Annotated in this window: 21 protein-coding genes and 1 pseudogene; 12 read left to right on the top strand and 10 right to left on the bottom strand. The window is 65.3% G+C overall.

Annotation, left to right across the window (positions count from 1 at the left end; genetic code table 11):
- Window positions 1–31 precede the first annotated feature (31 nt).
- The 3 genes from cysD to ACIBJI_RS12255 all read left to right on the top strand — a co-directional run bounded on the left by cysD (window position 32) and on the right by ACIBJI_RS12255 (window position 3138).
- On the top strand, window positions 32–961 hold the full coding sequence (gene cysD / locus ACIBJI_RS12265) for a sulfate adenylyltransferase subunit CysD (protein ID WP_364339243.1): 930 nt from the start codon (window positions 32–34) through the stop codon (window positions 959–961).
- 1 nt (window position 962) lies between these two features.
- On the top strand, window positions 963–2252 hold the full coding sequence (locus tag ACIBJI_RS12260; protein ID WP_364339241.1) for a GTP-binding protein: 1290 nt from the start codon (window positions 963–965) through the stop codon (window positions 2250–2252).
- A gap of 106 nt (window positions 2253–2358) precedes the next feature.
- Window positions 2359–3138, top strand: a complete 780-nt coding sequence (locus ACIBJI_RS12255; RefSeq protein WP_397084248.1) for a sirohydrochlorin chelatase — start codon at window positions 2359–2361, stop codon at window positions 3136–3138.
- A gap of 209 nt (window positions 3139–3347) precedes the next feature.
- Here ACIBJI_RS12255 and ACIBJI_RS12250 read toward each other — a convergent pair whose 3' ends face one another.
- Window positions 3348–3944 carry a PadR family transcriptional regulator gene (locus tag ACIBJI_RS12250; protein WP_364339239.1) on the bottom strand — a complete coding sequence of 199 codons (597 nt, stop codon included), beginning with the start codon at window positions 3942–3944 and terminating at the stop codon, window positions 3348–3350.
- A gap of 124 nt (window positions 3945–4068) precedes the next feature.
- Between ACIBJI_RS12250 and ACIBJI_RS12245 the strand changes: the two genes are divergently transcribed.
- On the top strand, window positions 4069–4485 hold the full coding sequence (locus ACIBJI_RS12245) for a nuclear transport factor 2 family protein (RefSeq protein WP_364339236.1): 417 nt from the start codon (window positions 4069–4071) through the stop codon (window positions 4483–4485).
- 14 nt (window positions 4486–4499) lie between these two features.
- Here the strand turns inward: ACIBJI_RS12245 and ACIBJI_RS12240 are convergent, their stop codons facing one another.
- Entirely contained in the window at window positions 4500–5174 is a 675-nt protein-coding gene (locus ACIBJI_RS12240; protein WP_364339234.1) for a TetR/AcrR family transcriptional regulator, read from the bottom strand.
- Window positions 5175–5281: 107 nt separating this feature from the next.
- Between ACIBJI_RS12240 and ACIBJI_RS12235 the strand changes: the two genes are divergently transcribed.
- The 4 genes and pseudogenes from ACIBJI_RS12235 (at window position 5282) to ACIBJI_RS12220 (ending at window position 10766) form a co-directional block, all read left to right on the top strand.
- Window positions 5282–6415 carry a VOC family protein gene (locus tag ACIBJI_RS12235; RefSeq protein ID WP_364339232.1) on the top strand — a complete coding sequence of 378 codons (1134 nt, stop codon included), beginning with the start codon at window positions 5282–5284 and terminating at the stop codon, window positions 6413–6415.
- Entirely contained in the window at window positions 6412–7350 is a 939-nt protein-coding gene (locus ACIBJI_RS12230) for a fumarylacetoacetate hydrolase family protein (protein ID WP_364339230.1), read from the top strand. Before ACIBJI_RS12235 ends, ACIBJI_RS12230 begins: the two co-directional genes overlap by 4 nt.
- Window positions 7351–7352: 2 nt before the next feature.
- Window positions 7353–9232 (top strand): annotated as a pseudogene (locus tag ACIBJI_RS12225) (acyl-CoA synthetase).
- A 22-nt stretch (window positions 9233–9254) separates the two neighbouring features.
- On the top strand, window positions 9255–10766 hold the full coding sequence (locus tag ACIBJI_RS12220) for a bifunctional 3-(3-hydroxy-phenyl)propionate/3-hydroxycinnamic acid hydroxylase (protein WP_364339228.1): 1512 nt from the start codon (window positions 9255–9257) through the stop codon (window positions 10764–10766).
- Between the two features lie 42 nt (window positions 10767–10808).
- Here the strand turns inward: ACIBJI_RS12220 and ACIBJI_RS12215 are convergent, their stop codons facing one another.
- Window positions 10809–11423: a TetR/AcrR family transcriptional regulator gene (locus tag ACIBJI_RS12215; RefSeq protein WP_397084033.1), complete on the bottom strand. Its 615-nt coding sequence runs from the start codon at window positions 11421–11423 to the stop codon at window positions 10809–10811.
- Window positions 11424–11528: 105 nt separating this feature from the next.
- Between ACIBJI_RS12215 and ACIBJI_RS12210 the strand changes: the two genes are divergently transcribed.
- Entirely contained in the window at window positions 11529–12944 is a 1416-nt protein-coding gene (locus ACIBJI_RS12210) for an MFS transporter (protein ID WP_397084030.1), read from the top strand.
- A gap of 8 nt (window positions 12945–12952) precedes the next feature.
- Entirely contained in the window at window positions 12953–13639 is a 687-nt protein-coding gene (locus ACIBJI_RS12205) for an SGNH/GDSL hydrolase family protein (RefSeq protein WP_364339221.1), read from the top strand.
- 369 nt (window positions 13640–14008) lie between these two features.
- Here the strand turns inward: ACIBJI_RS12205 and ACIBJI_RS12200 are convergent, their stop codons facing one another.
- On the bottom strand, window positions 14009–14950 hold the full coding sequence (locus tag ACIBJI_RS12200; RefSeq protein WP_364339219.1) for a YafY family protein: 942 nt from the start codon (window positions 14948–14950) through the stop codon (window positions 14009–14011).
- Window positions 14951–15038: 88 nt separating this feature from the next.
- Between ACIBJI_RS12200 and ACIBJI_RS12195 the strand changes: the two genes are divergently transcribed.
- Window positions 15039–15437 carry a VOC family protein gene (locus ACIBJI_RS12195; protein WP_364339217.1) on the top strand — a complete coding sequence of 133 codons (399 nt, stop codon included), beginning with the start codon at window positions 15039–15041 and terminating at the stop codon, window positions 15435–15437.
- Between the two features lie 665 nt (window positions 15438–16102).
- On the opposite strand, the gene ACIBJI_RS12190 is transcribed toward ACIBJI_RS12195, so the two are convergent.
- Together ACIBJI_RS12190 and ACIBJI_RS12185 are read right to left on the bottom strand one after the other, a co-directional pair.
- Window positions 16103–16912, bottom strand: a complete 810-nt coding sequence (locus ACIBJI_RS12190) for an HAD family hydrolase (RefSeq protein ID WP_396955993.1) — start codon at window positions 16910–16912, stop codon at window positions 16103–16105.
- Between the two features lie 689 nt (window positions 16913–17601).
- On the bottom strand, window positions 17602–19716 hold the full coding sequence (locus tag ACIBJI_RS12185) for an Hsp70 family protein (protein ID WP_364339215.1): 2115 nt from the start codon (window positions 19714–19716) through the stop codon (window positions 17602–17604).
- A gap of 589 nt (window positions 19717–20305) precedes the next feature.
- Between ACIBJI_RS12185 and ACIBJI_RS12180 the strand changes: the two genes are divergently transcribed.
- Window positions 20306–21067, top strand: coding sequence for a glucose 1-dehydrogenase (locus ACIBJI_RS12180; protein WP_364339213.1), 762 nt, complete (start codon window positions 20306–20308; stop codon window positions 21065–21067).
- Between the two features lie 155 nt (window positions 21068–21222).
- Here the strand turns inward: ACIBJI_RS12180 and ACIBJI_RS12175 are convergent, their stop codons facing one another.
- The 4 genes from ACIBJI_RS12175 to ACIBJI_RS12160 all read right to left on the bottom strand — a co-directional run bounded on the left by ACIBJI_RS12175 (window position 21223) and on the right by ACIBJI_RS12160 (window position 26266).
- Window positions 21223–22806, bottom strand: coding sequence for an FAD-dependent oxidoreductase (locus ACIBJI_RS12175; protein ID WP_364339211.1), 1584 nt, complete (start codon window positions 22804–22806; stop codon window positions 21223–21225).
- A 1-nt stretch (window position 22807) separates the two neighbouring features.
- On the bottom strand, window positions 22808–23812 hold the full coding sequence (locus ACIBJI_RS12170; protein WP_364339778.1) for a diiron oxygenase: 1005 nt from the start codon (window positions 23810–23812) through the stop codon (window positions 22808–22810).
- A 127-nt stretch (window positions 23813–23939) separates the two neighbouring features.
- Complete coding sequence (locus ACIBJI_RS12165) at window positions 23940–25043, bottom strand: Hsp70 family protein (RefSeq protein WP_364339209.1); 1104 nt, start codon at window positions 25041–25043, stop codon at window positions 23940–23942.
- A gap of 512 nt (window positions 25044–25555) precedes the next feature.
- Window positions 25556–26266, bottom strand: a complete 711-nt coding sequence (locus tag ACIBJI_RS12160) for a hypothetical protein (RefSeq protein WP_364339206.1) — start codon at window positions 26264–26266, stop codon at window positions 25556–25558.
- Window positions 26267–26497: the final 231 nt, after the last annotated feature.

Raw genomic sequence — 26497 nt, 5'->3', positions numbered from 1 at the left:
GGCCCCTCGGGCATGCAAAGAAGGACACAGCATGACCGAAACCATCAGCGCACGTTCCTTGGGCATCACCGATTTCGACACCCTCGCGGCGTTGGAGTCGGAGTCGATCCACATCTTCCGTGAGGTGGCAGGCGAATTCGAGCGGCCGGTGATCCTGTTCTCCGGCGGTAAGGATTCCACGGTGCTGCTGCACTTGGCGCTCAAGGCCTTCTGGCCCGCGCCGCTGCCCTTCGCGCTGCTGCACGTCGACACCGGGCACAACCTGCCCGAGGTTCTCGAATTCCGCGACAAGATAGTCGAAAAGTATGGCCTGCGACTGCATGTCGCGAAGGTCGAGGACTACCTGGCCGACGGTCGGCTCACCGAGCGCCCGGACGGTATCCGCAATCCGCTGCAGACAGTTCCGCTGCTGGACGCCATCACCGAGCACCGCTTCGACGCGGTCTTCGGCGGTGGTCGTCGCGATGAAGAGCGTTCGCGCGCCAAGGAGCGAATCTTCTCGCTGCGCAACGCCTTCGGGCAGTGGGATCCGAAGCGGCAGCGACCCGAGCTGTGGAATCTGTACAACGGCAAGCACGCTCCCGGCGAGCACGTCCGGGTGTTCCCGCTGAGCAACTGGACCGAACTCGATATCTGGCGCTACATCGCGCGTGAGGATATCGATCTGGCGAGCATCTACTACTCGCATGAGCGTCCGGTCTATCAGCGCGACGGCATGTGGATGACGCCCGGTGTCTGGGGCGGCCCGCGCGACGGCGAGGTACTGGAGACCCGTTCGGTGCGCTACCGCACCGTCGGCGACGGATCATCCACCGGCGCAATTCTTTCCGACGCGACCGATAACGAGGCGATTCTCGCCGAGGTGGCCGCGTCCCGATTGACCGAACGCGGCGCCACCCGCGGCGACGACCGAGTGTCCGAGGCCGCCATGGAAGACCGCAAAAGAGAGGGATATTTCTGATATGTCCGACCTACTGAGGCTGGCCACCGCCGGTTCTGTCGACGACGGTAAGTCCACCCTGGTCGGACGGCTGCTCTACGATACGAAATCCGTACTGGCCGACCAGATCGACGCCGTCACCCGCGCGTCGGTGGACAAAGGTCTTGCCACGCCGGATCTTTCGCTGCTCGTGGACGGGCTGCGCGCGGAACGCGAGCAAGGCATCACCATCGATGTCGCCTACCGCTACTTCGCAACGCCCAAGCGGTCTTTCGTGCTCGCGGATACGCCCGGGCATGTGCAGTACACCCGCAATACCGTCTCCGGCGCGTCCACCGCGCAGCTGGTGATCCTGCTCGTCGACGCGCGCAAGGGCGTCATCGAGCAGACCCGTCGGCATGCCGCGGTACTCGCACTGCTCGGCGTGCCCAAGCTGGTGCTCGCGGTGAACAAGATCGACCTGGTCGATGATCCGGCGACCGTATTCGCCGCGATCTCGGCCGAATTCAATACCCTCACCAGCACACTCGGCTGGGCCAGCGAGGATGTGCTGGAGATTCCGGTCTCCGCGCTGCATGGTGACAATATCGCCTCGCGCTCGGCGAACACCGCTTACTACGACGGGCCTTCGCTGATCGAGCACCTCGAATCGGTGCCGGTGGATGCCGACAGTTCGGGTGAGCATGCGCTCGGCCTGCGCTTCCCGGTGCAGTACGTGATTCGTCCGCGCACCGCCGAATACCCGGACTACCGCGGCTACGCGGGCCAGATCGCGGCGGGCTCGGTTTCGCCGGGCGACGAAATCGTGGTGCTGCCCTCGGGCATTCGCTCCACGGTCGAGCGGGTCGATACCCCCGATGGTGAGCTTGCCGTCGCACAGGTCGGCCGCAGCGTCACGCTGATCCTGGCCGACGATGTGGACATCTCGCGCGGTGACATCATCGCCTCTCCCGCCGATGCGCCGGAGCCGATCGACTCCTTCGACGCGACCGTCTGCTGGCTCGGCGATAAGCCGCTGCGTCCCGGCGCGCGACTGCTGCTCAAGCACGGCACCCGCACCACGCAGGCGATCGTCGGCGCGCTCGTCGAGCGGTTCGACGAGCAGAATCTGACCGCGCAGGCGAGCCCGGAGTCGTTGACGCTCAACGATATCGGCCGCATCTCCGTGCGCGTCGCCGAGCCGATCGCGGCCGACGACTACCGCGTCAACCGGCATACCGGCAGCTTCCTGCTCATCGATCCGGCGGGCGGCAATACCCTCGCGGCCGGTCTGGTCGGTGACGTGCTGACCGCGGTCGAGGTCGGAGTCTGAGGTGAATTCGCCCGGCGGTATCGGCTCGGTGGCGTGGCTGCCGGGCGGGTCCATGTGGGCGGAGCTGGAGCGCCTATCGGGTCACCGGCGCGGACCGAATAGACCGATGTTCGGGCCTGTTCGTGTTAGCCCGATCAGCGGATATGCACACCCAAGACCGGCGCTCATCGCGGTGGCGCACGGCAGTCGGGATCCGCGCTCGCCCGCGACCATGTCGGCGGTCGTCGCCGATATCGCCGCCGCCCGGCCGGATATCGATGTGCGGCTCGCATTCCTCGATCTGAATGCGCCATCGGTCGACCAGGTCGTGAAGGCCGTTGCTGTGCAAGGACATACGCATGCCGTTGTGGCACCGCTGCTGCTGGGCAGCGCTTATCACGCGCGAGTCGATCTCCCCGGATTGCTCGCCGCTGCCCGCACCGACCACCCACAGCTCGTGCTCACCCAAGCCGATGTTCTCGGACCGGACCCGCGGCTCATCACCACCCTCCGCGACCGCACTTCGGCTGCGCTGGAACCGGCGGGTGACAGGCGGCCGCTCGGAGTCGTCGTAGCGGCGGTTGGGGCGGCATCGGCGGCGGCGAATGCACGGACCAGCGAGGTTGCGCGACAGCTCGCGAGAATGACCGGCTGGCTTACCGAGATCTGCTTCGCGACCACCGAACCCTCTGTCACCCAAGCGATTTCGCGTTTGCGCGCAAGGGGTGCCGAAGAGGTGCTGGTGGCGCCGTGGTTCCTCGCGCCGGGGCTGCTCACCGATCGCCTGGTGGCCGCTGCGCCCGATGTGGTGCATGCGCAGGTCATCGGGCCGGATACGGCGTTTACCGAAATTGTTTGGGACCGTTACGACACCGCGCTCAGCGCTACATTGAGCCTGTCCGCCTGATCTTCGAACGGTCTCGGAGCAGTTCCGTTCGGACAATCACTTCTCGTACGACTCAGCGCCGCACGCTAACCCGCCGCTCCGGCCAGCGATCGCTGAATTCGACATACCCGCACGGGACTGCGCACCCGCGAATTCCGGCACACCGCACGCCGGGCCCCGGCGGAACGCGCCCTGCTCGCCGCGCAGGACCACTGCACCGAATATCTACCTCACCGCGGGGCGATCGCGTCCAGATCGGCCGTCGCGGGTCCCGCAGCAATGCGCCGGTCGATGGCGGCAAGCGCAAACTCTCCCCAGCGAATGTTCTCCTGCTCGAAGGAGATTCCGCGCAATAACGTCAGGTAGGGGCCGATGCGCTCGGCCTCGGCCAGGTACGCCTGCTCGCTGCGTCCGTCGAGTAAGCGGGCGCGTAGGCGATCGTAGCGGGCCAATTTCGCCTTCGACCATGCCAGCTTTTCGGCCACCGCAGCGCGCACGGTCGGCGCGTTGTCGGTGTCCATGCCCTGCACCTTGACCATCAATTCGTCGCGAACGGCGGTCGGCTTGGCGGGCTCGGCGATGAAGGTATGCAACGCGGCGCGCCCGGCCGCGGTAATGGCATGCAGACGCTTGTTCGGGCGACGCTCCTGCTGCACCACCCGAGTCTCGATCAGGCCGTCGGCGGCCATCCGCTCGAGTTCCTTGTACAGCTGCTGGGGCGTCGCCATCCAGAAGTTGGCCACCGAGGCGTCGAAGCCCTTGGCCAGGTCATAGCCGGACGCCTCCCCTTCCAGCAGAGCGGCCAGCACCGCGTCACGTAACGCCATCCGCTCACGTTACCACTTTCGATGATTATTCAAATTATTGTCTAATCAACACTGGACAGCGATTCGCGTACGCCGATACTGTTCGAACTTGATAAGCAAATAATTGACTATGACAGGTGGAGTTATGCATCCCTTCCGCGCAGCCGTGGAGGCCCGCGACGAGACCGCTATCGAGGCACTGCTGGCCGATGACGTGGTCTTCACCAGTCCGGTCGCGTTCAAGCCGTATCCGGGCAAGGCGATCACCGCGGCCATTCTGCGCGCCGTCATCCGCGTCTTCGAGGACTTCCGCTACGTGCGCGAGATCGCCGACGCGAACGGCCGCGACCATGCCTTCGTCTTCGAGGCCACCGTCGACGGCAAGCAGCTCACCGGCTGCGACTTCCTGCATTTCGACGAACACGGCAAGATCGATGACTTCATGGTGATGGTGCGTCCACTGTCGGCCGCGCAGGCGTTGGCCGCGCGGATGGGCGAGCAGTTCGAGCGGATCAAGGCCGAGGCCACCGAGCAACTGCAGCGTGCGGCGACCGAAGCCTGAGCGGCTTCGGAGATTCAGGCCGCAGTGTCCGGCAGTGCGTCGATCGGCGGCAGGGGCCGCTGACAGATCTCGCGCGCCTCGTCTGCGGGAATGCCGAACATGCGCAGCAGATCCTCGGTGACCTCGTCCGCGGCCGCGGCATCGTCGCGTTCCGGTTTGTCGTGCAGGAGCTGACCCAGGCATAGCGAGGCACCTGCGACGATGGTCATGGCCAATTCCACATCGCGAACCTGGAACCGTCCCGCGCGAACCGCGGCCTCGATATCGCGGCGCGCGCGGGGCGCGAGGCCCTTCGTGGAACTGACCAGAGCCAGACCGTGATTGAGCAGCACCTTGCTCAACGTGGGACTTCTGCGGTGCAGGCGCCCGGTCAACCGAAAACTCTGCGCGAAGATATGCGCGGGATCGTCCATCCCCTCGGTCAGCATGTCGAGGGTTGAGCCGTGTCGATCGAGCGCCTCCTCGATCGCGGCGCGGAACAAATCCTCGCGACTTTCGAAGTGGTTGTAGAACGACCCCATCCCGACATCAGCCGCCTGGGTGATCTCCAGGATCGGCACATTCGGTTTCCCGGCGGCGAGGAAGGACTGAGCCGCACCGACCAGCGCTGCCCGGGTGCGTGCCTTGCGCCGCTCCAAGCGATTGAGTTCGGTACCGGTTTGCTCGCCCATCGCCTCTCCCTGGTCCATCCCGTCATCCTAGCTCGTCGAGTCAGTAATGACGAATTCCTCAGCACCTCTTGACTGAATATGCACTCGTAAGTGACGATATATTCAGTTAGCGAAGGGAGAGGGCGATGATCGACCAGCATGACCCGCATACGGGTCTGCACAGCGAGTTCGGCGCCGCACCGGGCGAGCATCCGGGGCGGGCCAGGAATCCGATCATCAAGGTGCACGACCTGGCGTGGCTGGAGTTCGAGAAGCCCGACCTGGCTGCCGCCGAAATCTTCGCTTGCGCGTTCGGTTTCACAACCGTGCTGCGCACCGCGGACGAACTGCAGTTGCGTGGCACCGACCCGGGTGCGCCGTGTGTGGTCATCCGCCGGGGCAGCCGGTCGAGGTTCATCGGTCCCGCATTCCAAGCGGCAGGTTCGACGGACCTGTTCCGGCTCGCCCAGGCCAACGGACCCGAGCCGGTACCGCTGCCGGAGAGCATCGGTGGCGTCGCCGTGGACCTGCCGGACCCGAGCGGATTGCGGGTGCGGGTGGTCGCCGATACCCATGTGCTCGCCGCCCTGCCCGCCCAGCAGCCACACACCTTCAATTTCGGCCACGAAACGCCGCGCGCCAACCAGACCCAACGCCCGACGCGCGAACCCGCGAAGGTGCAGCGGCTCGGGCATGTGGTGGTGCAGACGACCCGCTACCGGGAGACGCTCGACTGGTACCTGAAACACCTGGGCCTGATCGTCAGCGATTTCCTCTACTACCCGAAACAACGTGACCGCGGCCCGATCATGAGCTTCATCCGTTGTGACCGCGGCCGCACCCCCGCCGACCATCACACGCTCGCGCTGGTGCTCGGCCCGGTCAACCGGTATGTGCACTCCGCCTATCAGGTCGCCGACCTAGATGCCCTGGCGGCGGGCGGGGAATACCTGCTCGACCACGGGTACCACCGGTCGTGGGGTATCGGCAGGCATATCCAGGGCAGCCAGATATTCGATTACTGGCGCGACCCGGACGGGTTCCTGGTCGAGCACTTCAGCGATGGCGACATGTTCGACTCCACGCTGGAGCCCGGCTGGGCGCCGATGACCGCATCCGGGCTGGCCCAATGGGGACCGCCCGCCACCAAGGACTTCCTCGGCCTCAAACCCGGCCGGGAATCGGTCCGCGAATTGCGCGGCGTATTCGACGCGCTGCGTGCCGACAACGAATTCGATCTGCACCGCCTACGCGGTCTACTGAAAGTTGCCAACTCATGACCATTTCCGTTCTCCGAACCGCCGACGCCTGGTGGGTATCGACGCCGGCTGGGGCCGCGCGGGTGGATACCGCGGCGACCACCACCGGTCAGTTGCTCGCCGACCGGCAGGCGCTGGCGGCGAGTGCATCGAGTACCGAGATCGTCCCTGTCGAGAGCCTCGCGCTGGTGTCACCGGTGACCGCACCGTGCCGGGTGGTCGCACAGATGACGAATTTCGCGTCCCACGTGCGGGATTCGGGCGCAGACCCGGAGACCGTACCGTTGACGTTCTTCCGCAAATCCTCGGGTTCGATCAGCGGCCCGCTCGACGATGTCATCCGGCCCGCGCATGTGCGGCTGCTGGATTACGAGGTGGAGATCGGACTGGTCTTCGGTAAGGTGATGCCGGTCGGGACCGCCATCACCGCCGAAAATATCGGCGATTACGTCGCCGGTCTCGTTGTGACCAATGATGTTTCGGCACGCGATGTGCAATTGCCGAAAACCCAGTTCTACGAGGCGAAGTCGTATCCGACCTTTACACCGGTCGGTCCGGCGCTGGTGCTGCTCGATGCCGACGAGCTGAAGCGATTCACCGATCTGCGGTTGCGGCTGTGGGTCAATGGTGAAGTGCGCCAGGACATGACGGTCGCCGATATGATCTACTCCCCCGTCGAGACACTGCAGGCGCTGACCCGATTCCAGCGACTCGATGCGGGCGATCTGCTGCTAACCGGCACCCCTATCGGCACCGCGATCAGTGCCCCACCGAAGCCGGTCGAGATCATCGCCTCCCTGCTCCCGGCGGCGACGAAGTGGAAGCTGTTCTTCAAGGGTCAGGCCAAGAACCCTAAGTATCTGCGCGACGGCGATGTCATCGAGGCCACCGTGGCCACCGATGACGGCGCGATCGACCTGGGTCGCCAGCGCACGGTTGTGCGGTACGCACGGTGAACATGACGACAACGGATCTGCTGTGGCCGCGCTACTGCGGCCCCGGCGACCTGGCCGAGATCGAATCCGTGCCACTGGCCGAACGCGGCCTGCCGGAATCGACCTACGCACTGCTGGTCCGGGCCACCGAACTCTGGTCCGATCGAAACGCGCTCACCGTACTGCCGGAGGCGGCTCGGTGGCGAGAACCCGTGCGGCGCAGTTACTCCGAACTCCTTGCCGAGGTGCACCGCTATGCGAATCTGCTGTACCGGTTGGGTATCCGACGCGACGATGCGGTCGCATTGATGTCGCCCAACTGCGCGGAGTTGATTCCCGCGACGCTCGCCGCGCAGCTGGCCGGTATCGCCGCACCCATCAATGGCGCGATGTCCGGTCGGCACATCGTGGAGCTGCTGCGCCGCTCCGGTGCCAGAGTGCTGATCGCGTCCGGGCCCGAACTCGCCACCGAGACATGGGAATCCGCGCTCGCGCTGGCGAATGACGCACTGCTCGACGCCGTATTCGTACTGCGCCCCACCGGCGCCGCCGAGCCGCACCCGCTGCCGGTGATCGACGGTGTACACCTCGGCTATCTGGATGAGCTCGCCGCCGAGGAAGATTCGGACACATTCGCCGGACAGCTCCCGGCCTCCGACGATCTAGCCGCGCTGTTCCACACCGGCGGCACCACTGGTGTACCGAAACTGGCCGCCCACACCCACTCCGGTGAGATCGCCAATGCGTGGATGATCGCCGCCAACTCCCTGCTCGACGCGGATGCGACGATCTTCGCCGCACTCCCGCTGTTCCATGTCAATGCCCTGGTGGTGACGCTGCTCGCGCCGCTGTTCAAGGGGCAGCCGGTGGTGTGGGCCGGACCGCTCGGCTACCGCGATCTCGCGCTGTACGGCGAATTCTGGAAGATCGTGGCGCACTATAGTGTGGCCGCGATGAGCGCGGTCCCGACCGTATATGCCGTGCTGGCGCAATGCCCGGTCGACGCCGAGATCAGCAGTCTGCGCTATGCGATGGTCGGCGCGTCACCGCTGCCGCCCGCGACGCGGGCGAACTTCCAGACACACACCGGTGTCACCCTGGTCGAAGGCTACGGACTCACCGAGGCGACCTGCGCGAGCGCGCGCAGTTATCCGGACGTTCCGCGACCGGGTGCGGTCGGGCAGCGGATGCCCTACCAGCAGGTGTGCGTGTGGTGCGCGCGGGCGACCGGGAGCCGCTGTCCGCCGGCGCGATCGGAGTACTGGAGATCAGTGGCCCAACAGTTTTCGCCGGCTACGTGACCGGCCGCGATGAGCGCGGCCACATTCTCGACGGGCTCGGCACCACGGTCGACGGCTGGCTCGATACCGGCGACCTCGCGCACATCGATGCGGACGGTTTCATCCACCTGCACGGCCGCGCCAAGGATCTCATCATCCGTGGCGGGCACAATATCGACCCGGCGCTGATCGAGGACGCCCTGCTGGCACATCCGCAGGTGACCGCGGCCGGTGCGGTCGGACGTCCCGATGTCCACGCCGGTGAAGTACCTATCGCCTATGTCACGCTCGGAGCCGGTGCCGATATCACCGAATCCGAACTGCTCGCGTGGGCGGGCGAGCGGGTGCCCGAACCGGCGGCGGTGCCGAAATCCGTTGTGATCCTGGACGCTTTGCCCGTTACCGATGTCGGTAAGCCGTACAAGCTCGGGCTGCGCGCGGATGCTACTCGACGGGAACTGCAGGACGCACTCGAGCAGGTCGCCGGCGTGCGGTCCGTCACGGCGGCAGTAGAAGACGGGGCGATCGTCGCGACCGTCGAAGTGGACCCCACCGCCGAAGATGCCGCGGCCGAGGTCCTCGGCCGATACGCCATCGGCTGGAAAGTCGTGGTCCGGCAATGAATCTCGTGAGTGGAGCGAGCCGATGAACGCGGTTCCGGTGGTCGTCGTCGGCGCGGGCCCCACGGGGCTCACCGTGGCGACACTACTGGCCGAATACGGTATCGAAACCCTGGTGCTGGAACGGTGGAACGACATATACCCGCAGCCACGGGCGGTCCATCTCGACGGCGAAATCCGCCGGATCCTGGCACGTCTCGGCGTCGGCGACGACTTCGACGCGATCTCGCGCCCCGCGCTCGGCCTGCGGTTGATCGATCCCGATATGCGGGTACTCGCTCAATTCGATCGCGATCGGGCGGGCGGCGCCAATGGGTACCCGGAGGCGAACCTATTCGACCAACCGGAGCTCGAAGCAATCCTGCGCGCGAATGTGCGACGGTATCCCGGCATCACCCTCCGCGGCAATGCCGAGGTCGTCACCGTGACGCAGGAAAATGATTGCGTGCGTGTTGATTTCACCGATCGCGTCATTGGTGCCGTCGAGTCGGTCCTGGCCGGATATGTGCTCGGCTGCGACGGCGCCAACAGCGTGGTCCGCTCCGCCATCGGAGCCACGCTGCGCGACCTGAACTTCGCGCAGCGCTGGCTCGTCATCGATGTCGACACCACTGCCGACTTCGGAGAATGGGAAGGCGTACACCAGGTTTGCGATCCTGTTCGCGCCGCGACCTATATGCGAATCGGAACCACGCGCTACCGCTGGGAATTCCGGCTCGGTCCCGGTGAAACCGCCACAGATTACCGCGATTTGACGAGCCTGCAGCCACTGATCGCGCCGTGGATCGGGAACACCCCGGCCGAGGAACTGCGGCTCGTGCGAGTCGCAGAATACACCTTCCGCGCCCAGCTCGCCGACCGCTGGCGTTGCGGCCGGATCTTCCTGCTCGGCGACGCGGCCCACCTGACCCCACCGTTCATCGGCCAGGGCATGGGCGCTGGGCTACGCGATGCGACCAACCTCGCCTGGAAGCTCGCGGGCGTTCTCAGCGAAGACCTGCCCGCGAGCGTGCTCGATACCTACGAGATCGAGCGAAAGCCGCACGCGCACGCCATGATTCGGCTCGCCAAGTTCATCGGACGTGCCATGACCGACGGCGGCGAATTCGGAAATCTGCTGCGCCGACTCATCGCGCCACGGTTGCACCGGTTGCCCGGCTTCGCCGAGCTGGTCACCAATGGCCAGACGCCGCCGCTACACCGATCCGAACTTGTTGTGGCGCATCGCTTCTACCGAGGTCTGGCGGGCAAACTCGTCCCGAACGCACTGCTCGACGGCCGTCGTTTCGACGATATCGCGGCGGGCCGTTTCGCGATCGTCACCGCTATCCACCCGACACCGGCACAGCGCCGCGAGATCGAACAGCGCGGCGGTGTGGTCGTTATCGCTAGGACCGACCTGCGACGCTGGCTCAGGCGCGGACGCGGTGCTCTGGTCCGTCCGGACGGCACCGTGCTGCGAACCGGCCGTCAGCTGTCCGAACTCATCGCCGATTTGCCGCGATTCACCGCACCTGCTCCAGATCACGCCTACTGAGTCCCGGTGCGTAAGCACGCATCGGTGGATGTCGCAGGGAGCTCAGCTCAGTAGCGCGTTCACGATGGTGTGCGCGGTGGCGACACCGCGCTCATCACCCATCTGTTGGGCGGTATTGGCTGCGCTGATCACCGCGTCGAATTCGAAAGCCATGGCATCGGCGTCGCGGTCGGTGAGATCGCCTTGTTCCTGAGCGCGCCGAATCTGCTTGGCCAAGAAGTCGAGCCATTCGCTGTGATCCTCGGCGATGGCGTCGCGGACGGGTCCGGGCCTGCTGTCGAATTCGGCGATGGTGGCCACCCGGAAGCACCCGCCCGGGAATGTCGGGTCGGTGATGTGGTCGAACCAGCGATCCATGAGGGCGCGCAGGCGCGGTAGGCCGCGCGGTTCGGTGAGGCTCGGCGCGATCACTCGTTCGACGAAGGCCTCGCGAGCCACCTTCACCGCTGCGACCTGCAGTGCTTCTTTGGTGCCGAACAGGGTGGCTATACCGCTTTTGCTGATGCCTAGGTCGGTCGCGAGACGACCGATGCTCAAGCCCGTCAACCCTTCGATGGAGGCGACGTCGGCGGCATGTCTGGCAATCGAGGCCCGGGAACGAGCGCCTTTGGCGAGGCGCTGATCAGTGCCCTGCGCGGTGGTTGTCGACTCTGCCATGTCGTCATTCTTCCACTATCGGGTTGCAAATACGAACGCACGGTCGTACTTTTATTGCACGAACGGTCGTACGTTTAGATTTCGCCTCACCGAAGGATCTCCCCCATGACCGAAGTGTCCGCGCGGACCGACAGTCCGCCGACCTCGAAGGCCGCCGTGCGCACGCTCGTCATCGCCTGTGGCGCAGCGTTCATCGCCTTCCTGGATCTGTCCGTCGTCAATATCGCCTTCCCCTCGATCGCCCGCGACTTTCCCGGTACCGCGACAACCACGCTGACCTGGGTGGTCAGCGGATATGCCATCGCCTTCGCGGCACTGCTCACCCCTGCGGGCCGCTTCGCCGACACCATCGGACGGCGCAGACTGTTCCTGATCGCACTGGTCGGTTTCGCCGTGACATCTCTGCTGTGCGGCCTGGCGCCCACCGCGGGCTGGCTCATTGCCGGACGCCTGCTGCAAGGTGCCACGGCCGCGCTGATGGTGCCATCGGCACTCGGACTCGTCCTCACCGTTACGCCGCGGGAAAAGATTGGCGCGGCCATCGGAGCCTGGTCGGCCGCAGGCGGTTTCGCCGCCGTGGTCGGTCCGGCGATCGGCGGCGCGCTGGTCGAGACATTCGGCTGGCGAGCGGTATTCGTCATCAATATCCCGGTGGCGATCGCGCTGATCGTGCCTGGGCTGCGAGTTCCGGTGCCCGACACCCGCCAACCCGGCAGTGCGCTGCCCGACCCGGTCGGCACAATTGCCATTGCCATGGGACTCGGCGGTGTGGTCGCCGCAGTCACCGAGGGGCAGCGATGGGGTTGGACCGCACCCGGCACACTCGCCGCGCTCGGCGTCGGCGCACTGCTGATCCTGGCCGCGCTGGTTCGCTCCGCGCGTCACCATAATCCGGCCATCGCGGTCGAGTTGTGGCAGAGCAGGCCGTATGCGCTGGCCAATGCCGCCTCGTTCGTGTTCGGTGCGACCATGTTCGCCTGGCTGCTCGCCGGACCGCTGTTCCTCGATGCGATCTGGCAGTATTCGGTGCTCGGTTCGGCGGCCGCATTGACGGTGGGCGCGGTGTCCTCGATGGTGACCGCGACGATCGCCGGTCGCGTCACGGCGGCGAGCACTCGGCGCTGGCTCGGTGTCCTCGGGGCGCTGATGTACACCGGCACCAATGTCTGGATGAGCACCGATGCCTTCGGACCGACACCGGCACTGTGGTCCGCGTGGGTACCGGCCGGGCTATTCGGTGGCGGCGGCGTCGGGATCGTCGTGACGGTGCTCGGCACCGCGGCCGCGAGTTCGCTTCCGCCGCAACGCTTTGCGGCTGGAATCGGGATGAATCTGACGGCCAGACAGGTGGGGGGCGCGCTCGGTGTCGCGGTGCTTGCCGCGGTATTCGCCGCCAATGCCGACGATGCGCTGGCCGCCTTCCACACGCTGTTCGCTGTTTGCGCGGGCATCGGTATCGCGTCCGCATTGGTAATCGCGATTCCAGCGCGCGTCCGTGTTGCCGTTCCCGCTCAAAGCTAGGAGTCACCTTGACACACGAAGATATTCGGACCGAAGCCAACGATCCGATGCTGTTGTCGCGCACCGCCGCACTCGAACTGCTCGCCGATGCGACCTGGCAGCGCTACGCGGTACTCGGGGATTCGATCGCCCAGGGCGTCGGCGATCCGTGTCCCGGGTACGACACCACCGGATGGGCAGATCGCGTCGCCACGGTGTTGACGGCGGCCAATCCCGCTCTGGCCTATTTGAATACCGGCCGGATCGGCGCAACATCCGCACAGGTGCGCGCCGACCAACTGCCGCGGGTGCTCGAATTCGCGCCGGACCTGGTGCACATCAGCTGCGGCGGAAACGATCTGTTCGCTCCCGGCGGCAATCTCGACGAGCTGCGCGCGAATCTCGACTCGATCTTCGGCGCGCTGGCCCGCAGCGGAGCGCAGGTGAGCACCTTCACCCTCGCCGATGTGTGGGAAGTGGAGCGGATGGCCGCGATGCGCCCGATGCGGGAACGGATGGCGGCGCTCAACGACATCACCCGCGAGTTGGCCACGCGTTACGACGCCGTGCTGGTGGAGTTATGGGACCATCCGCTGCGGCTGCGGCCGGATGTGATGAGCGCTGATCTCATCCATTTCACGATGAGCGGGCATGCGGTAGTGGCCACTGAGATGGTGCGCGCACTGCACGGACTGCTACCCCAACCGGCACACTGATCGGACCGGACGGGCCGCGTCTACTCGGACGCGGCCCAGCGGTCTTCCTCCTCGGCGTTTGCGTACGCCGAGTGCGCATCTTCTCGGCGTTTGCACCCGCCGAGCCTGATACCTGATCGGCGCTCGCAAACGCCGAACCCCTAGTGAATGCAAGTCAGGGCAGCACCTGCGGGATGGCGTCCGGCGCGCATTGGCCCGACGTCGTATTTATCGACTGGCCGTCCGCGATGAACCGGCTGAAACTATTTATAGCGGACTGCTTTGCAATGGTAAATCCCTGTGACACAAGCGTTTTCATTAGTCGCGAAGCGCATATCGTGATCACTCGCGGTGCACGAATCGATCTGCGAGATTCGATTCGCCGCGCGGTCACTCACGGTATCGATCGACGAGTTCGGCGCCGAGCACGGCCAACTCCGCCTGTACGGATCGCGGTGCCAGCACCTCGATTTCGGCACCCCAGCCCGCCAATTGTTGGGCGATCATGCGCGGGGTCGGCGCGGTAATACGGACCTGAACGCGTCCGTCGGCGACCGGACCGTCCACCGCACAATGTCGCCCCTGCTGCTTGCGCAGAATCGGAAGTAGTTGCGGCGCAATGAGTGCGATGGCCGATGTCGCGGCACGACGTTGTTCGACCTCGCCGACGACCGCCTGCCACGCCGTGGACAGATCAAAATCAACTGGGCGGTGGGCAATTTCGTCTGTTATCGCGGCATCGACGATTCGGTCGACGCGGAAGGTGCGCCTACCACGGTCGGTGCCTGCGATGAGATACCAGGTGGCGTCCTTGTCGACCAGGCCCCACGGGTCGACGACGCGCCGGGTACGCTCCCCCGGCCGCTGATATGTCAGTTGCACCTTGCGGCGCTCGACCACCGCGCGCTGCAACAATTCGACGAGCTTCGGCCGAGCTTGATCGCGCTCACCCCAGCGCGCGGGATCGATCACGATCGCGTCGGCCGCGGCCTGTGCATCGGTGCGGAAGGTCCGCGGGAGGGCACGCACCAGTTTGCGCAGCGCCGATTTAACCTCGGGCACCGCGCTCGCGGACGGTCCGGCCAAAAGGAACAGCGCCCGCGCCTCCGGTTCGGTCAGGCCGCTGAGATCCGTGCGTGCGCCGCCCACCAGCGACCAGCCACCACCGCGGCCCGACTGCGGATAGACCGGAACTCCTGCCGCCGAGAGCGCCTCCAGATCCCGGCGCGCGGTCGCGACCGAAACCTCGAGTTCGGCGGCGATCTCGGCAGCCGTCACGCGCCCACGGGTCTGCATCAGCAACAGGGTCGCCACCAATCGGTCTGCTCGCATGAGCACAATTCTGCCGCTTAAAGTGCTCATTCGGTGAGCACTTTAGGCGCAACTATGGATCACAAGACCCCGATCAGAGGAGACCAAGATGTTGCGAGGAATGGCCACCGTTTCGTTCTATGCCGACGACCTCGAGGCCGCGAAAGACTGGTACACCGACCTGCTCGGCTACGCCCCGTACTACGCAGTGCCCGGCGGATACTACGAATTCCGCATCGGCGACTACCAGCACGAACTGGGAATCATCAACCGCAAATTCGCACCCGCCGGTGCGCAGAACGCACCTGGCGGATCCATCCTGCACTGGCATGTCGACGATGTGCAGGCAAGCTTCGACCGCCTACTCGCCCTCGGAGCCGAGGAGTACGAGCCGATCACCCCACGCGGCAACGGAGATTTCATCACCGCATCAGTGGTCGACCCCTTCGGCAACATCCTCGGCATCATGCAAAACCCCCACTACCTGGCGATACTCAGCCGCCCCTAAAGCGCCTGCCCCAGCTGCCCGAGAATGCAATGGCAGGCGTTCGCGCGGTTTGCCCACCTTCGCGCCAAGGCATACCTTGCCCCGAGAATGCTTGGCAGCCCGGCGCTCTCGCTGGTTGCTCGCCCTTTCGCGACGCCTGCCAAGGTTCACTTGCTCTGAGAATGGCGAAGTTGCTCGCATGATCTACCCACCCAACCACCCCTCCGCGACGCCCCGAAGCATGCCCTGCCCCGAGAATCCTCGGTGGCGGGGCACCCTCGCGGTTCGCCCCTCCGTGACAGCACCCGAGACATGCCCTGCCCCCGATACTGACGGCGGTGACGGGCCTTTCTCAGGCTTTGCCCACTCCTTCACGACGCCACCCTGAGCATGCCGTGCCTCGGAATGCTTGGCAGCCCGGCGCTCTCGAGGTTTTGCCCGCGCTTACCAACCCCGCCCGAGGTTCACTTTGCTCTGAAGAAGGCAATGGTGGCGGCAGTGCTCGCTGATCCGCCCGCCCTCGCAATCCCACCCGAACTCTTCACCACCCCGAGAAGCATTGGTGGTCGCACATTCTCGAGTACCGCCTCTCCACAGGCCCATGGCTCGCCCTGCCTCGAGAATGCTCTGGTTGAGGGGCTCTCTCGATGTTTGCCGCCACCAACGCATGGTGAGCACGGTCCAGGTCAGTGGATGAACCAGCGTTCCAGGATTTTGGCGACGCCGTCTTCGGCGACATCGTCGGCGATTTCGTCGGCCCAGGTGTGGACCTCGTTCGGGGCATTCGCCATTGCTACGGAATGTCCTGCCCAGTGCAGCATTTCGCGGTCGTTGTAGCCGTCGCCGATGGCGAGGGTGGCGGCGCGGGGGATGCAGAGTGCGGTGCGTAGCCGCTCCAATGCCCACCCCTTGGAGACGCCGCGACGGGAAACGGTAAGCCACGGGCCGAATTCGCCGTGCACCCAGCTGGCACCCGGTACCCGCAGTCGGGTGAGCAGGCGCAGCATCTCTTCCAGGGAACCGTCGGGCCACCAGCCGTTGAGTCGAGGGGTGGGCTCGCTGCTCAATGCGCCGTCATCGACGAGAACGTATTCGCCGATCGAGAATTCACCCGGACTCGCCCCCGTCGCCCAGGTGCCGATGCCGACCTTCTCCACCGCGAAGATCATCTCCGGAAACAGCGCGCGCAAGGCCACGACCGCGGGGGCCGGGTCGAAGGTCTGCACCGCCACCGGCTCCCCCTTCGCCACATCAATGTGCACTGCGCCGTTGGAACACAACGCATGTCCGTCGATCAGCCCGAGCTCCTGCAGCACAGGCCGCGTCGTCATCAATGTCCGCCCGGTCGTCACAACCACATGCGCCCCCGCCTCCACCGCCGCCCGCACCGCACCGATCACCCGTTCACTGACCGGCGATCCCGTCTGCAGCAACGTTCCATCGACATCCAGCGCAATAAGCTGAGGTCCCCCATGTACCACCAACCCATTGTGCATCGCTATGGCACTCGGCGTCACCGGAATTCGACCGGTCCGAATGTCCCCACCCCTCGCCGATACCCCGGACGTCAACAGCAGCACTTCTTCATCGAGACCGCCCCTCTTCCCAGCGCCACAAGATGTGCGAATCCCCGACAAACAGTGCTGATCAACGCCGTCACGTGACCGTCCGCCGCGCAACCAACAGCCGTCCAGACCAGCGACTTTCACCCAACCGCCGACCCTGCGGCGGTGATATCTTCCGGGCTCGCGCCCCACTGCGAACTTGCGGACTCCAACCTCGGCTAGGCCACATCCACTGGAGCAGCTCCACACTGATCACCAAAGGATTTCGGCACGAAGTGCCACCGCACCAAAGCAGCTGTAAGGCCGCCTATGCACCGACGGCACGAACAGCAGCATCCCATCTCGGGGTTCGCGCACTTCCAGCGCCCGTCTCGGCCACCCGCGCGGCGGGACGATCGCGCCTCTTGTGAGGCTGCGCCGCGCAAGCCTAGGCACTGCTGATACGCCCGAAAGTTACTGCCGGACGGTCACCCTGCGGGCCACGCCCACAATCGGCCAATGCCCGTTCCGCCGATCGGAGCCATAGCAGGCTCCAACCCCCTCGGGCCTCGCTCAGTGGACGATCGCAGTTCGCTGCGCAGAGGCCCCACTGCGGGTCGCTCGAGGAGTACTACAGCGGACTACCTGCGGGCACCGCCGCCGCCACCGAAGCCGCCCGTACCGTGTGAGGAAATCCCGCCGGACGAGGTGCCACCGGTGCTACCGCCGGAAGTGGTCCCGCCGGAGGACCTTCCGCTGCCCGAGGTGCCTCCGGCCGAACCGACGCTGGTCCCGCCTGAGGTGCCGCCACCGGTCGAACCGCCGAACCTGCCGCCATTGGTCGAGTCGCCCGACATACCACCGCTCGTCGAACCTCCCGAAGCACCACCGCTGGTGGAGCCTCCGGAGGCACCGCCATTCGCCGAACCACCCAAAGCGCCACCTCCAGTCGAGCCCGAGGCACTGCCATTCGCCGAACCACCCGAAGCATCACCACCAGTCGAGCCCGAGGCACCATTGCTCGCCGAACCACCGCCACCAGTCGAGCTCGAAGCACCATTGCTCGCCGAACCACCCGAGGTACTGCCGCCCGTCGAACCACCTGAAGTGCCAGTATTTGTCGCCCCATCGGCGGTACTTTCCGACGAACCGCCGCTCGTGGAATCCCCCGACGTTGCACCGCTGGTGCCCGAAGTCGCACCGCCGGATGCATTACCCGGGCTACCGCCGGACCCGCTGCCGCCCGATGTCGCAGTTTCGGTGGATGTTTCGTTCGTCGTCGAGCCCGGTGCACCGTCAACAGTCGAGGTACCGCCAGTCGCCGGAATTCCGGTACCCGGGGTCGTCGCGGTGCCACCGGGTACCGAATTACCCGGGGCGGGAACCGAGCCCGGAAGGCTAACGCTCGGAATAGGCGTGCCAACAGCGGGCGCGGCTGGGATCGCCCGCGGACTTCGGGTGAAGGGCAGGGGGTTCAGGAACTGCGCCGGGTTGGCGTAGGTGCCACCACCGGAATATGCGGTCCCACCGCGTGGTTCGCTGTGTCGTCCGCCATGTGATTCGGCTACGGAGGGGCCGATCGATGGTCCGAGAGGTGTCGTATGGGCGACGGGCGCGATCCCGTATGCCGGTCGGCCGGAAGAGCCGAAGCCCGCCGCTGTGCTCGCCCAACCAACCGCAGCGGAACCGGCCCCGGCGAGCGCCTCGACATGGGGCTCGAACAGAAAGTTGTCCATCGGGAAGCTGCCCGGCGAGGCATCCACCAGGGACGGCATCTGCGAAATATTCGGGCCGCCGAATACCGTGACGGCCGATACCGCCACTGCGGAAGCCACTGCGGCACTGGAGAATACGGCTATCTTCGGCGCTCGATGCCGACCACCGGTCGCGAGTGGGGCGAAGGTGCGGGCCGCATAGCTGGCGGCCCCGACGGCGACGGTCTGGCCCGGATCGGTCGACATCACCACCGGTCGGCCGAGTTCGGCGAGAGTCCGCGCGACATCGACGGGACGGGTGGCACCGCCGACCAGCAGGATGCAGCTGATATCGGACAGGCACCGCCCCGTCGATTCCACGCATTCGTGCACCACATCGAGGGAATCCCGGATGTGCTGGTCGCGCATACTCGTGATATCGACAATCGAGGTCATCTGCAGCATCGAACCGTTGTCGCCGGGTTCGGCGACCCGGGCATAGCGCGCGATCATCGAACCGAGCGGTCGACCGCCGAAATCGTATGAGCGCACGGACTTTCCGACGATCGGATGATCGTCCCAATCGGGTCCTACCCGCACCATCGACACATCGAGGCTGGACCCACCGAGGTCGTACACCAGCACGAATCCGGACTCCAGCGGTCCGCGTTCCTGTTCGAGCCACTCCGCGGCCGCGACTGGTTCGGGTACGAGCAGCACATCCGCGGCCCCGGCTAGATTCAATGCCTGCTGCAGCAGCGACAGCTGCTTATCGGAATAGCATGCGGGATAGGTGGCCACGGCTCCCGCGGTCGGCGGGAAGGATTCGAGCAGGCCGTTCACCACGGCGGCGACCAGGTTCGCGGGCGACCAGAAGCGACCGCCCACGATGACCGACTCCGGATCTCGCGCCAGATCAGCGAAATCCGTCACCGCCATATCGAATTGGGGGATTCCACCGATTCGGATGCCACCCGCACTGTCGAAGGTCACCGCCGTGCGGCGCGTCCGCACCGACGACAACGGTCGCTCGCCGGTCACCATGGCGGAAACAGAGTTCACTGAACCGATGCTGAAACCCAGACCTGTAGTCATTCGCTATCCCGTCAACGCACCGAGACCACGTCCATCACATAGGAGATCCATGTGGCCGCGGTCGCTTCCCAAACAGCACCCACAGGTTAGCTGCTACCGGATTGATTCGGATGTCGAATTGATATGAAACGTTTGACTTCCGTTGACTCTCCGTCAAATCCCCAGCTAGATCGCACGAGAAAGATTCATTCAGTCCTCTGGACGATCGGCGTTTCGCGACCGAAGGCCCGATTCCACTGCAGTAAGCCAGATTCCGCTACCGCACAGTAACTCGAACCGGGCCCCTCATCTGCCTTAAACAATCGAACCGCCCAGAACCGACAACCCACACCGACTGGTCGGTAACCAAATCATTGCCAACGCTATTGATTTCATAGTGCGAGCATCCCGAACACGGGAGCATGACACATCAAATGTAACGGCTGATTTCCGCTAGCACTACCACTCCCCGCCCAGTTGACTGGATTCAGCGATGAGCGAGCGCACGGACGAAACAACATCCCACGCCATCTCATCGACCATGAAATCATCAGGGCGAGAAGGGAATTCGAAAACGATGTCTACGCGTTTCGCGGACAAGGTGGTGCTCATCACCGGGGCCAGCTCGGGTGTCGGCAAGGCGGTGGCCACGCGAGCGGCGGCCGAGGGTGCGGCGGTGGTACTCGGCGCCCGTGGTAAAGACGCGGGCGAGCAGGTCGCGACCGATATCCGCGCGGCGGGCGGCCGGGCGATCTTCGTACCGACCGATGTCACCATCGAGGACGATGTGGCCCGACTGACGCAGGCGGCAATCACCGAATACGGGCGTCTGGACGCGGCATTCAACAATGCGGGCGCCGTCAACGCCTTCGGCCCGGTCGAGCAGATCGACGAGGCGGGGTGGCGCGCCGACCTCGAACTCAATCTGACCAGCGTGTTCTACGGTCTGCGCCACCAGGTTCCGGCCATTGTCGCCTCGGGCGGCGGCGCGATCCTCAACAACGCCTCGAACCTCGGTGTGGTCGGCATGGGTTCGGTGGCACCGTATGTGGCGGCCAAACACGGTGTCGTCGGGCTGACTCGCGCGGTGGCGCTAGAGGCCGCTGAACAGGGCGTTCGCGTCAACGCGCTGGTCTCCGGCGCGGTCGACACGCCAGCTTTCCGCAACTCGATGGGCGCGACCCCCGAGGGTGAAGCGGCCATCGCCGCACTGCACCCGCTCGGCCGGATCAGCACGCCGGAGGAGATCGCCTCGTTCTGCGCCTACCTGCTCAGCGATGAGGCCAGCTTCATCACCGGCGCGGCACTCGCGATCGACGGTGGATTCACCGCCAAATAGTCGCCAATCGGCACCTCGGCCCGGCACTCGCCCTCATCGCGTCGCCGTGCGCCGAGGTGCCAACCGTCGTCACGGACCCTACCGCGCAACCATCATGTCGACGGGGGGCGAAATCCGTTACACAGCTCGAATGAGACATGGGCGCGCATGCGCCGCTAGGCGCGGGCGAACAGACGGCGCACGATACCGGTTCGTACCGCGATTCGGCGAGCCACGACCGAGGGCCGACGACGATGCACCAGATGGTCGAAATCCGTTGCGCTACTGGCGGGTTCACGCAGCCTACCGGCGTTGAAATCATCGGCCAACTGCCGAACCGTCTCCTGCGCACAGGATTTGTTGGTGCCGATGAATCCGGTGGGACCGCGCTTGATCCAGCCGGTGACATAGATTCCGGGCAGCACCGCACCACCGGACTGTTCCAGCACGCGACCGTTCAGGTTCGGGATCACGGCGGCCTGCTCGTCGAACGGCAAGCCGGGCACAGCAACACCGCGATAACCCACCGAGGTGAGCACCAGCCCGGCATCCAACCGCTCGGTCTCCCCCGTCGCCACCGCACGAACGCGACCATCCGGATCGGTGACGAGTTCGTTGCGGCTCACCTCGATACCGGCTACCTCGTCCGTGCCGAGAATCGCGGTCGGCGCGGCCAGATACCGGAAGACGATCCGCTTGCGCGCGCCGAGCGGCCGCTCGGCCACGCTGTGCAGTAACCGTAGCTTCTGCTCGACCTGATACGGCAGCTCGTCGGTCACCGCAGGCAGTTCGCCCTCGATGACGATATCGACATCTGCACCGAGCAGTCCTACGAATTCCGGTACGGTGAAAGCGGATTCGAGAGGACCGCGCCGACCGAGCACGACCACTTCCTCGACCTTGCTCTCCCGCAGTGCCTTCAGCGCATGCGGTGCAATATCGGTGCCCGCCAATGTCTCCGGATTGCTGGCCAGAATGCGCGCCACATCGAGAGCCACATTGCCATTGCCCACGATGACCGCCCGACGTTGCGACAGATCGAAGGTTCGCTCGGCGTGATCCGGATGTCCGTTGTACCAGGCGACGAAGTCGGTGGCGGATACATTGCCCGCCAACCCTTCTCCTGCAACGCCGAGCTTACGATCCGAGGACGCACCGACCGCGTAGATCACCGCGTGGAAGTGCGCGAGCAGATCCGCATGCGAAATATGTTTGCCCACTTCGATATTCAGATACGACCCGAAACCGGGCTGTGCCGAGATGATATCGAAGAGCTTATTCACCTGCCGGGTCCTGTCATGATCCGGCGCGACGCCGTATCTGGCGAGTCCATGGGGTACCGGAAGTCGATCGAAGACCGTCACAGTGACGTCGGGCTGGGTCAGCAGTTCGTCGGCCGCGTACATGGCCGAGGGGCCGGATCCGACGATCGCCACCCGCAGCGGCTGACGCTCGGTGTGGATCTCGGCCGCGGGCACCGGCTTCGCCAGCAGCGGGCGCAGGCGCGCCTGCCGATAGAAGTCGGCATTGATCTCGATGAACGGCTTCTGCTCGTCGGTCAGCTTCTTCGACGATGTGATGGCATCGACCGGGCACGCACTCGCACACGCGCCGCAGTCCACGCACGCCTGCGGGTCGACATACAGCATCTCCGCCGTCAGAAAATCGGGTTCGTCTGGCGTGGGATGGATACAGTTGACCGGGCAGGCGTAGACGCAGGACGCATCGCTACAGCAGGACTGCGTGACGACGTACGGCACGTCAGCCGGCCTTGGCCGAGCGCAGCGGCTCGGAGCGGTAGCGGGTGGTGTGGCCGTCGATCTTCAGCAACTTCCAGACCGCCTTGCCGATGGGGTTCATCAGGCCGATGTCAGCGGCCAATGTGCGTACATCGCCGAAGAAGTCGCTGAACTCCCGCTTGGCCTGCTCAGAGCCGTAGAACAGCTCCTTGCGCACCTCCTCCGGAATATCGAACTCCTTGAAGAACGACCGGGGCGGGGTGTAAATCGAGCGACCGAGGATGAACATGACGATCGGCATAACGATCGAGAGCACCAGCTTATTGGCCGCATTCTTCTCGGGCACATGCTGCTGGAGGAATTCGTGCGCGAAGGAAATGTGGCGCGCCTCCTCGGCGACGTGAATCGCCATCACGCCCCGCATGATCGGATGCACATCCTCCCCCGAGCGCAGGATCGCCTTCTGAATGTGGTCGATCGGCTCCTCACCCGCGAGCACGGCCATGAAGAAAAGGTTCGGGAACAGCGCGGCCACCGGCGCGCCGATGTACTTGAATTTGCGCACGAGCGGTCCCATACCGGGAACGTCGATGCCGATCCGGTTGACCATCTCCTGGAACATAAGGGTGTGGTTGTGCTCCTCGATCATTTCGTGGGAGCAGTAGCGGAATTCGGGCGAACCGTTGGGCAGGCCGAAGCTGTGCGTGACCATACCGCTGATCAGGATGGATTCGAACTGCAGACCGACCTTGGCGACGTTGGCTTGGCGGTACTTGCCGATCGCGATCTTCCGCTCCAGCGGCAGCGCCTGGTACCAGGGATGGCGACCGAGCGCATCTCCGGATACGGGGAGCACCCAGCGCTCTTCACCGGCATCCGCGGCAAAATCCGGATTGTCCCAGTCGATGTCCTCGAAGGGGTCGAAGTGCTTGTTCACCGAACCTTCGGAGAGCAGCAGCAGCTTGGCGGCATACTCCTGCGCCTTCGCCAGTTCGGGATCGACTGCGGGCGTCACGGCTGCAGACATCGTCGTCACTGCCTCTCCTCGTAAGACACATTTACTGTATCCCATAGTTACACCTACGAGGAGTCACGTCAACCTGGCGCATATTCGGCATCCCCGGCGACGCTGCGGTACGCCGCCGGGTCTGCCTTTACCGCAGCCCGAGTTGCGACAGTCCCGCGACCACCGTGTCGGCGGGCAGCGCCAGCGCGAGCGCCACTCCTGCGGCCGACATCCCTGCCGCGATCGCCACCCGGGTCAAGCGGCGCCTGGTGCGCCGGGAAAGTAAGAGGGCGCGCGTCGTCGCTGCGCGTGCTGTGCGCCGATGATGATGTCCGGTCGCCTCCTTGTCCGCGGCAACGGCGCGACGCGCCAGGATGGCGGCGCCGTCGGCGATCGTGCGTTCCGGATCCGGGGCTGTGATCACCGGACGCGCCAGTTCACCGGCGAGCACCTGGGCCACTTCGACCGGCCGGGCCGCGCCGCCGACCACCAGGACGCAGTCCACATCGGCCATGGTCACATCCGCCATCCGCAGACAGCGATAGATCAACTTCAACGAGGATCGGATATGGATGGCGCGCAATTCGTCGGCGGTGGCCACACCGGAGATAGAGGCGGGCACGGTCCCGTTCCCGGCCCGTGCGGCGACCAGCGCGCCGAACGCCCGCCCGCCGAAGTCCGTCGAGCGGATCGGTACGCCGACAATCGGATTGCGCGGACGGCCCGCGCCGACTCGCACCAGCGTGATATCGAGGCTGGCACCGCCTAGGTCATAAACCAGGGCTAGACCCGGCATCAACGGCCCGCGTTCGGCCTCGAGCCAGGTGGCCGCCGCAACGGGTTCAGCAACCATCGCGACATGAGATAAGCCGATCGCGTCCAGCGCCGCGCGCAACTCCTTCACGTGTCCCTCGGCGTAGCCCGCCGGATGTGTCAGCATGACCCCCGCACCGTCCGCGCGACGATCACGCCGCGCCTCGGCGATCAGGCATTCCGCGACGACAGCGATCAGATCGGCCGCGGTCAGCGCGCGGTGCCCGACCCTGGCCTGCTTGGTCTTGCGTTGACTCAGATCGGCGAATTCGGTGATGGCGCGCCCGTGGCGCGGAATCATGCCGACCCTGGCCATTCCGTTGCTGTCGAAGGTGAGGGTGGTGCGGCGGGTGACGGCGGGCGAGCGTTCGGCGGCGGAGCGGCGACCGGGTGGAGCCTTGGCCGAACCCTCCTCCGCCAGAGCGGAAACCGTGTTCACCGTGCCTATGCTCAAACCGAGACCAACCGCCATCGCAATCCTCTGATCGCCGAGTCGATTTGCTTCGAACCCTTTTCACGCAACCACTCCGCGACCAGCCTGCCAACTACCGGACATACGGTTGTCCGCATGCCGCCGCCATTGACGCGGGCGGCATCGGACCAGCACCGACCCCGCTCACCTGGCACGAAACGTGAACCGCGGATGTCGCGGCCGGATCTCCTTACGGCGTGGCGGAATTCAACGATGACCTCTCGCAGTTTGCCAGCCGGTGACCACCCTGCCGTCTTGGTTGTCGATATACGAGCTCACATGCGAAAACAGCGACAAATCAACTACCCATCGAGGTTGCCGAACAGGCCGCGATGAGCCGACCCGAACCATGTCGATACCGACCAGTCCGCGACCGGCCGGACGAGCCCGATCCAGCAACGAGTTGCGACTCCCCGCACCGGAATTCGCAAGCGATTCCGGTGCGGGAAATCAAAACCATTGCGGCCATCGGCAACTGATCAGCAACATCCCAGCACCGCTTTGGCGCTCGCCGCCCGTCGCACCGGTGCCTGCCGCGGTCCGAGCAACCGCGAGACCATCTGCGCGGCTTGCTCCTGCCACCGCGCGTACGCCGTCGGAAAGCCCGAGCGCTGCGCGGCCTGCGCGGCCTGCCACAGCGGCATCGCCCGGTAGTCCGGCGCGTGGACCAGCAGTGCGTCCAGGAATCGCTCGGTCGCATAACGCAGATCGATGAGCTGCTCGGGCGTACCCCAGCCCGCGGACGGGCGCTGCTGGAACACCCCGAGCGAGTCGTAATCGACCGCCTCGGTCAGATTGCGCAGCAATGATTCCTGCAGTGCGGTGGCCAGCGCGACCACCGCCGCATAGGCGGGCATATCGCGACGCAGGACCACTTCGACAATCGTCCGCGCGTTATCCCATTGCTCCGGATTCGGCGTGAAATGCCGCTGCTCGCCCTCGATTCCGTGCGGTATCAACTGCGCCGGAGTCAGACCGCCATATGAGTTCGGGATCGGCTTCCCCACCGATTCCGGACCGATTGTGGCTACCCCGGGCGAGTCCGCGGGAATCTCGGTGATAACCGGGCCATCCGGTGCCCGCACGGCCGGCGTTCCGGGTGGTGGTGCGGCGATTGCCGGACCGGATTGGATTATCACCGCCGCGCCGGCAGCGGCCAGCGCGAGAAACATCTGTCTTCGAATTGACATGGTGATCGATCAACTTCCCGCCGCCCACATAAGGGCCGCGTTCGACGACCATTGCGAATGCTCACATCGGATTACGTCCCGATAATTCACCGGAACCCACTAGCATGTTTCGCATTCAGCACAATATGAGACGTGGAAACCGGAGTTCGGTTTCGACACGCCATGAATGGCCACGGATTTCACGCATGCGGAATCCGCAGCCATAAAGCGGAGTCGAATTCGCGGCGTGTG

It is taken from the genome of Nocardia sp. NPDC050408 (genome assembly GCF_044458905.1).
GTDB lineage: Bacteria > Actinomycetota > Actinomycetes > Mycobacteriales > Mycobacteriaceae > Nocardia.
This window is presented reverse-complemented; position numbering and strand designations above follow the sequence as displayed.